9 protein-coding genes are annotated in these 13,477 nt (G+C 36.8%); 2 read left to right on the forward strand and 7 right to left on the reverse strand.

The genetic code is table 11. The features are described 5' to 3' along the window. Positions 1–1,662 precede the first annotated feature (1,662 nt). Entirely contained in the window at positions 1,663–2,907 is a 1,245-nt protein-coding gene (locus tag IEV85_RS10165) for a cation:proton antiporter (protein WP_188462918.1), read from the forward strand. A gap of 521 nt (positions 2,908–3,428) precedes the next feature. Next, entirely contained in the window at positions 3,429–3,791 is a 363-nt protein-coding gene (locus IEV85_RS10170; protein WP_188462920.1) for a response regulator, read from the forward strand. Between the two features lie 118 nt (positions 3,792–3,909). Here IEV85_RS10170 and IEV85_RS10175 read toward each other — a convergent pair whose 3' ends face one another. The 7 genes from IEV85_RS10175 to IEV85_RS10205 form a co-directional block, all read right to left on the reverse strand. Next, complete coding sequence (locus tag IEV85_RS10175) at positions 3,910–5,043, reverse strand: hypothetical protein (protein WP_188462922.1); 1,134 nt, start codon at positions 5,041–5,043, stop codon at positions 3,910–3,912. A 220-nt stretch (positions 5,044–5,263) separates the two neighbouring features. Next, positions 5,264–6,385: a M14 family metallopeptidase gene (locus IEV85_RS10180; protein WP_188462924.1), complete on the reverse strand. Its 1,122-nt coding sequence runs from the start codon at positions 6,383–6,385 to the stop codon at positions 5,264–5,266. A gap of 25 nt (positions 6,386–6,410) precedes the next feature. Then, a complete protein-coding gene (locus IEV85_RS10185; RefSeq protein WP_188462926.1) occupies positions 6,411–7,763 on the reverse strand; it encodes a DUF3526 domain-containing protein in 1,353 nt (450 codons plus the stop codon). A gap of 3 nt (positions 7,764–7,766) precedes the next feature. Next, complete coding sequence (locus tag IEV85_RS10190) at positions 7,767–9,206, reverse strand: ABC transporter permease (protein ID WP_188462928.1); 1,440 nt, start codon at positions 9,204–9,206, stop codon at positions 7,767–7,769. Continuing rightward, complete coding sequence (locus tag IEV85_RS10195; protein ID WP_188462930.1) at positions 9,206–11,713, reverse strand: TonB-dependent receptor; 2,508 nt, start codon at positions 11,711–11,713, stop codon at positions 9,206–9,208. Before IEV85_RS10195 ends, IEV85_RS10190 begins: the two co-directional genes overlap by 1 nt. Positions 11,714–11,751: 38 nt before the next feature. Then, the gene (locus tag IEV85_RS10200; protein WP_188462932.1) at positions 11,752–12,444 is read right to left on the reverse strand and encodes an ABC transporter ATP-binding protein; all 693 of its coding nucleotides are present in this window, start codon (positions 12,442–12,444) and stop codon (positions 11,752–11,754) included. A 157-nt stretch (positions 12,445–12,601) separates the two neighbouring features. Then, positions 12,602–13,330, reverse strand: coding sequence for an SDR family NAD(P)-dependent oxidoreductase (locus IEV85_RS10205; protein ID WP_188462934.1), 729 nt, complete (start codon positions 13,328–13,330; stop codon positions 12,602–12,604). Positions 13,331–13,477: the final 147 nt, after the last annotated feature.

A 13,477-nucleotide genomic window follows, 5' to 3' on the forward strand; every position in this document is an offset into this window, starting at 1 on the left:
TATTAAATGTAATTCGACATGTCAAAATCTATATGATAGACTTAGAACCAAAGGTAAAAGTCATAATTTGGCCATCATCGCTGTAGTCAATAAATTGATCAAACAGTCCTTCGCAATTGCCAAAAACGATACTTATTATCAAGTTGATTATATTGGTTGATTTAGTATCAAACAATATTTTATTTTGAATGATTTTACTTTTTACTTGATTTTTATCACAGTTCATTGCGAATATGTTATTCTTTCGATCTTAATCGGAAGAATTCATATGTGGCAATCTTTTGATTTGGAACGTTACACATTTTGCTTGTCTTTCTTAAGACTGATGCGGTTTTCTATGGCTTCCGTAAAGCCATGAGGAAAACCTGGCAATGACGAGTTCTATTGTGTATATTCAGGGTTAAACAATTCAGTCCCAAGTAAATCCCCCCTGCCCCCTTTCTTAAAAGGGGGAGAACGATCTCGGATACAATTACGTCATTCCAGAATTTTACGAGGTACGAGGAAAATATCAGGAATCTTTTCAACGGTGCAAAGCAGCGTTATCGAGTAAGTATGATCAAATACACGATATTTCAACCACTGTTGAAATCATAAGATTCCCGACTGCTCGGGAATGACGTGCAAATTAATAGCTAGTGGTTAAAATATTAACCTTCTGGAAGTTGCTGTATAACTCACCCCAAGCCCCTCTTAGAAAAAGAGGGAGTTCGATCTCACTATAATTGATATTAATCCTCTATTTGAAAATTCTCTACAATCTCCAAAAAGCGCGCGTCATTCCAAAAATTTTTGGAGTGAAACGGAAAAAATTATTTGGAATCCCCTTGCTTTTAAGCACTCTATCAACCAAATCATCTTTGAAAATCAAAAATTCAATAAATCTAACTCGGATTTCAGTATTAAATCGTGCCCGTCATTGCGAACATGCTATTCTGTCGATGCTAATCGAACAGAACGCATGTGAAGCAAATTTTTGATTTGGAGCGTAAGACGTTTTGCTTGTCTTTCTCAAGACTGCCGCGGTTTTCTATGCCTTCCATAAAGCCATGAGAAAAACCTCGCAGTGACGAGTTCTATTGTATATATTCAGGTTAAACAATTCAGTCCCAAATAAATCCCCCCTGCCCCCTTTTAAGAAAGGGGGAGAACGATCTTGGTTTTGATACTAATCAAACAGAATGCATGAAGTAATTCTATAAACAACTCACCCCACCCCTCTCTTAGATAGAAAAAGAGGGAGTTCATCCTCGTGACAATTTATAATTGTTAGACATTTGAAAATTGCTACCATCTCAATATATATCGTCATTACGAGGCACGAAGCAATCTTTCTATTTACATACTGAAACGCTATAGAAAGGCTTGCCATTCTAATTACAAGATTGCCGCGGTCATGTTTCCCTCGCAATGACTTAAATTTCATATGATTGCTTTCGTTGTTCCGCCCTCGCAATGAGGTAAGGTATTATAAGACTGCTTCAGTCATACCTCCCCTATCTATACAGACACGAACAGGTTCCACCCTCACAATAACGATTAACTTAGCAGCTGGTATTTTCCTTCTTCAGCCAAAAAACAGACAATTTTTACAGTTTTGGTTTTGCTTCTATTAGGTATACATCGATTCAATTCCTAATTTAGCCATTTTAAAATATAGAGATGAGTATATTCCATGTTATCACCCTTTTAATTGTTATTTCCGCACTCTTTAGCTACATCAATGTGCGTTTTTTTAAAATGCCTACTACTATTGGCCTTATGATTATGGCCATGATTTTTACTGTAGGCATTTCTATTTCCTCCCTTTTTACGGATGTGCTTTTGAATAATGCAGTGAACATCATTGGTTCAATTAATTTCAAAGAAGTATTGCTGGATATTATGCTGAGTTTCCTGCTCTTTGCCGGTGCTTTACATACCAAATTTCCTGATATTAAGGCACAACGCTATCCTATTATCATGTTTGCCACTGTCGGGGTGCTGGTATCCACCTTTTTAATAGGAACTGTTGCTTATTACCTGCTCAATTTTATGAATTTGCCTATTAGCTACTTACAAGCCTTGTTATTTGGGGCTTTAATCTCCCCTACCGATCCTATTGCTGTTTTGGGCATCCTTAAGAAGGCAGGAGCGCCAAAAAGGCTGGAAACCAAAATTGTAGGCGAAAGTCTTTTTAATGATGGTGTGGGTGTGGTTATTTTCCTAACGTTGTTTCAGTTGGCGGCCAGTCCTGAAGCAGATGTTTCTGCAGGGCATATTGCCTTTTTGTTTTTTGAAGAAGTAGGTGGTGGTTTGTTGTTAGGCTTAGGTCTGGGCTATTTAACTTATTGGCTAATTAAATCAATAGACAATTACGAAACAGAGGTAATGCTTACTTTAGCTATGGTGACAGGTGGGTACTTATTAGCCAGCAGCCTTCATTTTTCTGGTCCTTTGGCGATGGTAGTGGCTGGCTTATTCATAGGCAATGATACAAGAAGGCAATCTTCCATGAGTGAAATGACTGAGCTATATGTCGATAAATTCTGGGAACTGCTAGACGTGCTGCTTAATGCTATTTTGTTCGTATTAATTGGCTTGGAGGTGCTGATATTTACTTTCGAAGGTAATTATATTTTGGCAGGACTGATTCTAATTCCGGTAGCGCTTATTTGCAGGTACCTGGCACTTTTAGGACCCATCTCTATTTTCAAAACTAAACTCAACTTTGTGCCTAAAACAGGCCTCATCATGACCTGGGGAGGACTTAGAGGAGGGATTTCCATCGCACTGGCCCTCTCTCTTACTTCTGAGATGAATCGTGAAGTGATAGTCGCCATCACTTATATCATTGTAGTGTTCAGCATTATTGTGCAAGGATTGACCGTGGAGAAAGTATTGAAATGGTTAAAGGTGAAGGGATAGAACTTACCATGATGCGTCATTAGTATTGTTCATTGCGAGGAACAAAGCAATCTTACTATTTTGTAATAAAACGCCTTAGAAAGATCTTCCATACTAATCACAAGATTGCTTCAGTCATGCTTCCTTCGCAATGATGACGGTAAGGTTGGCGAGATTGCATCGGTCATATTTCCCTAGCAATGACGGAAAGCATTACATAATTGCTTCAGTCGTACCTCCTTCTCAATGACGATTAACTTAGCGGCTGGTATTTAGTCATGCTTCATCTTTCTACAATTTACTGGTGGCAGAAATTTTCATAGGAAAACATGAATTACTCAAAACTAAAGCAGCAAAGGTGTTGGCTATTTTAGCTTTAGTTATGAGTTCACTATTCCTAATTCTCGCCACCTATTTCTTTACGAAAAAGTTTTGGGGCCCGGCCATTATTGAGGTCATAATGTGATTGCCTCAGATTTAACCTTAGCTTATTAATTATTTTTGTACTTTTGATTTCAACAAAGCTTTTACCTAAATAATATATGAACAAAGCAACCTATCTAATTATAGATGATGATATTGTCTTCAGTAAATGGTTGAAGGTGAATATGGAGGATTTGTTTCCGGATTTCCAATGTATCACCTCCAAGGACAACACTCTTGAAGGTTTGTTGGAAATCCAGAGGAAGCAGCCGGATTTAATCTTTCTAGATCAATATATCGATGGGTTAAATGGTTTTGATGTCCTGGATCTCATGAAACACTCCCCGAAAACGATTATGATCTCTTCGGATAAAATTGATCAGTCGAAATTAAAAAGCTATCCTAATGTAATAGGTTTTATTGAAAAGCCGGTAGACTTGAAAGCTTTAGAGGCAGTGGTAAGTAAAAGTGGACTTGTTTAAGTGCTTTTATAGCTTACTTAAATGTAGCAGAAACACTATAATACTATTTAATATTAGAGCACAAAAAAACCAGGCTATCTATTGACCTGGTTTATAAGTCTATTTTATGATTGAAAACTTAATGGTCGTGGTCATCATCCTCTGCCACAGACATAATTAAAGTAAGGTCGGTTTCAAGAGTAAGGTTAGCATCATCGGTAGTTGCTTTCACAATTATTTTGTAAGAGCCTTCTTCTAATGAATGATTATGAGCTACTTTAACAGCACCATTATTTTCGTTAATGCTTATGATCCCCTCACTATTATCAAAATCTTCATCATCCTTTTGAATTGATTCAATCAAGAAAGACTTTTTGTATTCTGCAGGAAAAAAGGAAGGTGCAGAGCTTTCGTATGCTTCTCCTAAAGCAATATGTACAATATTGGTCTTAACAGTTAAATCATACTCTGGATAATAAGTACCGAAGAAGAACTTAATTTCGGGTATAAAAAACACCCTAAATTGTCTGCTGGCGATTATAAAGCCATCTTTTGTTAGTGATGGAATTAAATCATATGTCCATTCAGCAGTATTTTCCGGACTTCCTGCTGCTGAAGTAAATAATATTTTATCCTCATTAACAATTACCTGCTGATCAGGAAAGCCATTCTGATGAAGCACCCAGTTGGTATTTTCCAAAGACAGGCCAGGAGCTTTCAACTGATGAATATACTTGGCGGTATCTTCTCCATACATATGGTAAGAAAAGGGAATTTCATCACTATCATCCACACCTGAAATTTCTACTTTTGCAGCAGAGATATACAAGGAAAAAGTATTACTAACTGGCTGGTAATTTTCAAGGGAACTTACTGTTAAAACAGTTTTGTAAGTTTCCGGAAGTCTTACATCAGTAATGGATGAGACTTGGTTATTAGGATATAATTTATCACTTTCAATAACCAGTTTATTTTCTTCAGTGTTAACCTCAATAGCACTTTCCAATATTTCCTGAAGGTTTTTACCATTTCCCAGGTCTAAATCATTAGATGAAAAATCCAGTGAAAATTCTACATCAGCATTTTTGTAATCATCAGGAAGCTGGATAGAGTAATCCTCTCCATATTGAAGATAAATAGCTTCTGGAAGATTTAAGGGAGCCAGATAACCCAGTGGCTGTTGTACTTCATTCTCCTCATCGCATGAAGAAAATAAGGTGAATAAAATAGCTGTAAAAGCTATGAATCTAATTGTTTTGTAGTACTTATACATAATTTTTGTTGTGATTTTAAAGTACGGCAAAAGTAATTAAATTTTAATAAACGCAATTATATTGCGTTTATGTTTTTAGAAAAATTATACATGCCATGAGACAGGTGGAACAAAAATTAAGGGCTGTACAAATTAAGGAAAACTCAAATTCCTCTTTGAATTAAATACTCACTGTTAAATAGTATAAAAATAGCACAAGATAAGATAAGGGCAATTATCGCTACTCTTTTAAATCAAGATCCCCTATTACACATAGTGTTTCACCCTTTTTAACTGGCGGGGTGCCTAATATCAGTAAAACAACTCCGGATTTATCAGCATATATATCATCTATCTTTTCACCAAAGAAATTGGTTATATAGCCTAAGCTACTCCCCTTTTCAACATGTTGACCACTATGGACTTTTGGATAAAATATTCCGGTATAATTACTGCTTATAAAACTTCGCTCGTTAATGACTTTTATCTGCTCATTCAAAGAGAAAGTACCCTCCGTCATTTTTAAAGATTTCAAAAGTTGTTGAACAGCCAAGATAATCTTCTTTATACTGGCTTCTTCAACAATACCTAAGCGTCCGCATTCAATATCAACTGCAGCCTTTCCCTGTTTAAAGGCCTCCGCTGAACAGTATAAACTTGGAAACTCCTTTCTCATATAATCCTTACCGGTAGTTTTAAATACCACAACATGTTCAAAGCCCATACTGACTGCCATTTTTTTCCCTTTATCAGATATTTCTTCTTTATTATCGTTTTGATAATAGGCAGCATAAGGGAATAAATCTTCGGGAGCATCTCCACTGTGCATATCTACAAAATAATCTGAGCGTGCTATCACTTTTTTGGAAATGTAATTGGCAATTTGTTCTGTAATGCTTCCATCTTCCTGACCTGGGAAAGACCTGTTGAGGTTTTTACCATCTAAGGGATTGATAAAAGGAGTTCTTCCCAAAAAGCTTCCGGTATTTGCTATTTGAACTAAAATAATAGTACCCACTAACTGAGAAGGCTTAATCTCCTTCAGTAGTTTTTGTCCTGCTAATATCGGAGCGTATTCATACCCATGAACGCCTGCTGTAATACCCAGCACAGGTCCATTTTTTATACCATGGATAACACTTATTGGAATAGTCGTCTTTAAATCAATTGTACCTACTTCTACAGTAAAGTGCTCTACCGATCCGGCCATTACCTTTCTCCCTTCAAACTCAAAAGGCTGTTGCCCAAATGCTATAGAACAAAGACAACAAAAGAATGCCATTATTCTCAATGGACGAAAAAAGACCCATAAAACTGTACTCTTCAACTCACACAAAAACCTTTTAATTATAAGTACTTCCACAAGCATAAAATTTATAATAAATCAATTAAACTCCCTGATTTTTTCTAATGAAGAAAAAAGCTAAACAACTGAAAAGTAAGCTTACTACTACCAATGGGCCTAGTTCCATTAGCCAATTCACTGAGTGAGTATATTGGAAATATGCCGGCTTAAATTTTTCCCACTGCACAGTTTCAGTACTTGCTTCTGAGAATATTTTAGGATAAAAATACAAGCGTGTTTCTTCATGAAACCGGCTAATTTCTTTAAGAAAGCTCATGTGATTCTGAAGATTAGTACCGGCTATCTCATTAAAGGACATCTGAGTATGCATTGAGGGTATAAATTGTGCCCAACTACTGCTAACACTGGCACGTTCAATCATTTTATTCTCCATAGAAGCACTTTCTACACGGGATTCCACATCACCTAAATGCTGCATAGCATAATACCAATGCCAGTTAAACCCATCATCTGTCGGGTAGCCAAATTTCTCTAATTGAGGATAGCTGCTGTAAAATTTCTCCAATGTAGCTCTTTTATCAGTATCCCACTTTTCGTGATATCCGTCACGTTGTTTGATCATTGTTGTAAGCGCCTCAGGTACAGGATAATTTACTGTAACTAAATTATTGACTATTGAAGGTAAAATAATGGTTAGAACTATCCAGCAAGAAAGCAGTGTGACTGCATTGAAATTTGAATTGCGCCTAAGTGTCACAATGCAAAAGCATAAACTAAACCAAAAGAGCTGATAAAGTATAGCAATGGTAATAAATAATGCGGAATTTATGCTTATTGAAATACCTAACACAATACTGGCGGCTAAGTATAATATGAATAGTAATAAAATAATAATAGAAATTCTTACCAGCAGCTTTTTTAATAGGAAATGGGTAGTAGACTGTGACATGGTGCTTACAATCTTCCAGGTTCCGGATTCCTCTTCCTCGGATCTAAGGTTATAAGTAAAAGTAATAATCAGAAGAGGAAATACATAAATAAAAACAAAGCTCAGGTCTAGATTTCCAAACAACAGTTTTACCGGATTCACCAGATCAGTATCATGCTTTTGACCTTCAAGGGTTAAAATACTTACACTTTGAATACCCGGATTAAGATCGCTCTGTCCTATAGATAAAGCAGCCAAAGGGTCTCTCTGATTTACAACTGAGAATTTAAGATAATATAAAAGTAAGCCTAAATCATCTTTATGCAAATCCAGGTTTCGCTGAATATGAGCTTCTTGCTTTTCCACAACCTGGGAAGTAGCTTTTTTCTGATCTTCCAAAAATTGCTTCCCTGTCATGATACTAATGATACCAAGAATTAAAGCCAATGCTATACCCAACTGGCAAGTTTTGGTTCTTATAAACTGTATAAACATTAATCGGTACATAACTTAAATAGCTTTAGCTTTTTGAGAAGTATAAATAATTGCGAAATATGATAAGGCAAGCCATAGCAACAGAGAAATTAAAGCTACAGCTTCACTTTCCAAAGTTCCACCTACACTCATGAAATCATGTTCAAAATCAGCAAATGACTTCCATTCATTCCGGTCTACCACATTCTTTTTGCCCTCGGAACTACTTACATCCGCTGCAATGTAATCCATCTGTAGCCGGTTCATTTTTTGAGCCAGCTTATATCTGTAATCCTCGGCTTGATTCTGAAATTGAACATAAGATTCGAAATCCGTCCCACACAATGCCATTGATAAGTTCTTTAAAGCTAAATACGGGTTAATTAAAGCTAACCACCTGGTAAGTTCATTCTGTTGGCGATAGTTTTGAAGTAATTGATTATGTTGTTCTTTATAAATTTCGGCACTTATCCTTTCCCCTTCAGCCATTACAAATCCACCATAATTGAAAGGAAGCGCTGTTACAGAAGCTACGTTATGAGCTTTTAGCACTGAATCTTTTAGGTGGTTAAAGTACGGGTCATTCGGATCATGGCTATCTCCATGCGCAAGCACTTGCTCTTCAATTAGTGCTTTAAACTCCAGCTTAGTCGGTGCGGGATGAAAATAAGTTCCCAGGGCTTGAGAGGTTCTGGGGAGCAGTACAACTAATACAAGCCATAACCCCAGCAGCTTTATCAAGGCACTTTTGGAAGATCTGCTATTGGTAGAAACGGTAATAGTAATAAAACTTAACACGAAAGAAAAAGCTACATATAATAGGGTAAGAATACTTAGCCTTATCCAAACATCAGCGGTTGTAGCACCTTCCAGCAATAACAGAATTACCGTAATTATAAAAAATGGAAGTACAAAAAAGAAAGCAATCGCAAATAACCCTAATGACCTTCCGAATAAAATCTCTTTCCAGCGTGCTCCCTGAGTGATTAAAATTTTAAGAGTACCATTTTCACGGTCAGAAACAATAGCAGAATAGCCAATAAAAAAGATAATTAATGGTAAAATCAACTGAAGCACCATTCCCATACTCAATTCGCCAAATCTCAACAGTCCTGTAGAAAAGCCTGCATCGGAAAAATTGACCATGTTTTGTTTATGGGCTTCCAAAAAAATAGCATTACCCGTGTAACTCTCAATTCCGAAATCAAAAATACTTAAGGGATATTTTATTCGGAAGGCAAACGTTCCAAAATGAGCCATTCTATGAGGGTGCTTATCAGGGTTTGCTTCCCAGCTTTGTCGTGCCATTTCCTGATGTTCCGTACGGAAATGATTTTGGTCATGGTAACTTACACCACTATAAGCAGCATAGAAAAGCAGGATAATTATTACTCCGAAAAGAGTATATAGAATCTTTGATTTGAAAATGCTAGTCCAAAAATGTCTGGCAATTAAAAGTATTATATTCTTACGCATTAAAATTTGTAGGTAATAGTTAATAAAGAATTACGAGGTGCGCCAGGGAACAATCTTGTATAATTTATAGCCCCCAACCAGTAGGTTTTATTTAGAATGTTATTCATTTTAACCATTAACTGCATATTGGAATTTATAGGTTTGTAGTAAATGGCCGCATCAAATACTGTAAATGCCGGAATCATAAAATCTCTTGTCTGCCATGGAATTCTTTCACCTCTGTGTTGCATGCCAAACCCAATTCCCAAGCCTTTCAATACACTTGTAAATCGAAAATCATATCTGGCCCATAAATTGACATTATGCCGGGGGGTATTCTCTTTACGTTCTCCAATTAACGCCTCGTTATCATCATCCATAATTATAGCTTCTATAAAGCTGTAGGATGCATTTATTTGCAAATTGGGAAGCGCATAGCCTGAGATATCCCACTCAAAACCTCTGCTCCTATCTGATCCTCTCTGCACTAAAAAATCGGGATCCTCTTTGGAAGGGACAAGTATATTGTTCTGATTGATTTCATAAATTGCCACACTAGTAGTAATATCACCACCAAAAAATACACCCTTGGCTCCTATTTCTTTCAAATCGCTTAACAATGGATCGAATTGAGCGGCAGAATTTGGGTTCCAAATATAAGATTCTGTATTAGGCATTAGCTCCACAGTGTTTGACTGAGGCTGGAAACCTTCCAGATAGGTAACGTAAATATTGATGTTCCTATTTAGCTCATAGCTCAGCCCTACCCTTGGTATAAAAGACTGATTACTAAAGGACTGCTGATTTGTCTTTCCGTAGTTAGTAAAATCATTAAACCACTCATACCTTGCACTTAATAAGGCAGTTAACTTACCAAAGTTCAATTGTTCCTGAATATAAGCTCCATGAGTTACCGATAAGTTGGAAGGAATTTCAAATACGGAATTCATTGTATAATTCTGGACATTTTTAATGGTGTTAGAAGGGTTTGTTAGGTTGAAATAATCCACATTAGGCTGAGGAAGTTTAACACCATCAATTTCTGTATACAGAAATTTACTCCCCTGAGCAGGGTCATAGGTTCTGGTAACGCTACCATCTGCAAGTCTATATCCCCGGGCAGAATTTTGTCCTCCACCATTGGAGACATTCCAGCTATGTAGATCGTAGCCTGCCAATAATTTATGGTTAATATTACCTGTTTTGAGATCGAAATTAAAATAAGCATTGATATTGTCAATATTCCAAAACTGTTGCCTTTCAGCATATCTCATTTGAATGAGATTATCTACTGGATTACCTGCACTGTCGATGGCAAACCTGTTTTCAGTCCTGTGTTCTTGTAAATTTTCACTCCATGTCTGCTTCATGTAAGCACCATTAAAACTAATATTATCAGCTAATTTCTTAAAAAGGCTCGTTGTCATCACCCACTGCTCCGATTGATAATAATCATTAGTGGCACCAAGATTTAAGCTGATAGGCGTCTGAACATTATTCAAACCTGTTTCACCTGGTACAGCACCAAAAATAGGTTGTCCCCTGTCTACATTGCCAAGTGCGTTGCTATAAATGAGTTCAACGTTTACAGCTGTTGTCTCATCTGGAATATAGCTAAAGGAAGGTGAAGCAAGTACCACATTATTTTGCACCAAATCTCTAAAAGAATTTGCCTTTTGCACACCTGCATTTAAACGATACAATAATTTTCCTTCTTTATCAATAGGTCCTGTAAAATCAAGTGTTCCCCTAAGTGTACTGAAGCTTCCCATGCTTAGGCTTATTTCTTTACGATCTTCTTTCAGGGGTTTTTTAGTAACTAAATTGATACTGCCACCAGGATCAGCACTAGAAAAAGTAACGGATGCAGGACCTTTCAATACTTCAACTCGTTCTATGTTACTTGTAATGGGCTGAATAAAATAGAATTGTCTGGTACGCATTCCATTCAATATTTGTCCAGACTCATTCTGAGTAATACCTCGAATATTAAAATGGTTGTAAAAACTTAGGTTAGATACTCCGCTTACAGTCTTAACGGCATCTGTAACCTGAAAAGCCTGCCTATCTGCAATGAGTTCCTTAGTAACGGCTATCAAAGCTTGAGGCAGTTCTTTATTTTTAATTCCTGTTTTTGTGGCAGAAAAGGAGTAGTCACTATTGTAATCTTTTTGCTGACGACCAATAATTTCTACCATTTGTAGCTCCACTTTATCGTCTTGTAATTTGATGTCGTCTAATTTATAAACTTTCTTTTCCAACAGAGATAATTGCCTGGTATAAGTTTGGAAGCCCACAGACCTAAGTTCTAATTGGTAATTTCCGGTGCCATCAACAGCAATTTCAAATTGACCATCTCTATCAGTTATGGCTCCTTCTACTACTTGCTCTTGATAAAGTGAAACTGTTACGCCTGGCAGAGCTGAACCTTCCGAGTTGAAAACTCTTCCCTTTACCTGAATTTGAGCGTAAGATGATGCTGAAATAAGTAAAAGAGAGCCTATAAAAAGTAAATTTTTAAATTTCATGGAATTATGAGGAGATGCTTAATAATCAATTAGGGCTATTATATAGTTTTAAGGTAAAGCTCCTGCAACTCATTAGCACTAACATTTTTAGTGTCTGCAGAATGGATCAGTTGCCCTTCTTTCATAATACCTATTTTACTTCCTACATTAACAGCATTGAAAATATCATGGGTGGCCATGAATATAGATTTCTTTTCTTTTACCAATTCTTTACAAATTGAGGTGAACTCATTGGTGGCTTGAGGATCAAGTCCCGAAGTAGGCTCGTCCATAAAAATAACTTGTGCATTTTTGGAGAGTGCGATAGCAATTCCTACTTTTTGACGCATACCTTTAGAATAGTTAGAAAGCTTCTTTTTAAGATCCCCTTCTTTTAAACCTGCTTTTTGCAATAGAGCTTTCAGTTCATTTTTAGTATATTGGTTGCCTGAAAGCTTACTAAAGAACTCAAGGTTCTCGATACTGTTCATATTTCCATAAAGCTGAACTACTTCAGGTATGTAAGCAATCATCTGATTTGTCTTCTTATCAGCCCCTACTTCTACTCCATTAATCAGCGCTTTGCCACCAGATGGTTCAATTAAACCTAAGAATAAATTTATTGTGGTGGTTTTTCCAGCGCCATTTTGCCCTAAAAGGCAATATACCTCTCCCTTATCTACTTTGATATTTAAATTAATGAGTGCATTGTGCTTGCCATACATCTTCGAAAGATTGACCGCTTCTAACATGTGTTTCGTGATTACAAGATTATAAGACTTAAAGCAATGACTTACTTAAGCATTGCTTTAAACTTTCCGGTTTAAAAACGCGAAGATAGCGGATAATTTATTTAATGCAATATAATTGCGTTTATTATTTTAGCAGGTAATAACTTTCCTGACTTCACTAATGCACAAATTTTACAGAGGTAAAGCTATCCAGAACCTGTAACAGTTCTTCCTGCTTAGCTATATCATCTGTTTCAGTCATAGCATTTTGCTGTTGCTGGTGATAGAAATATTTTCCGCTCACTTTAGCTTCCGCATCATCGCTGGTGGCCAACCATATCTGGGTCTGGTAGCCCTTCTCAAGGTCGTCTGATGCAGTTGAACCACCCATTTTTGTTGGCACCCATCCAGGATCTACCGCATTAGCATACACCTGGGGCCATAGTCGGGCAATGGATTTTGTCAGTAGCACTATATGTAGTTTGGAGTCTCCATACGTAACTTTTCCCGGCTGCAGATTTTTAAATCCAGCTCTCCCCTGCCGGTGCAGATTTGAACTGAGGTAAATCAATCGCTTTGGTTTGTTAATTAAGCAGGTCAAGATGTAAGGAGCTAATGTATTGACATTAAATATGAGTTCAGGAGAGGCTGAATAGACTCCGGCATTGTGAATAATGGCATCAAAAGCACCTAAGGCATTAACTTCAGCTGCTAATTGTTTAGTTTCCTCTATATCAGAAAGATCTCCGGTCAAAACAGCTTCTGCATTTGGCACAGCATTTTTAGCGTCCTCTGCTCTTTTATTGTTTCTGGCATGTAATACCACTTGATGTCCTTCCCGGGTTAATTGCTTAGCTGCCAATTGCCCTAATCCGTCTGCTGAGCCCGTAATGAATATTCTTGACATGTACTTATATTATTTAATGAAATGGGCTATTTAAAATTCCAAGACTCTCTCCTACGAGGCCTTAAGTATCACTTACAATACGGGCTTCCTTACTTAAAAGGTTTTTTAAAGATTAAACCTCATGAAAGTGATCCAATTATTTGATTG

Origin of the sequence: Marivirga lumbricoides (assembly GCF_014636295.1) — a bacterium.
GTDB classification, from domain to species: domain Bacteria; phylum Bacteroidota; class Bacteroidia; order Cytophagales; family Cyclobacteriaceae; genus Marivirga; species Marivirga lumbricoides.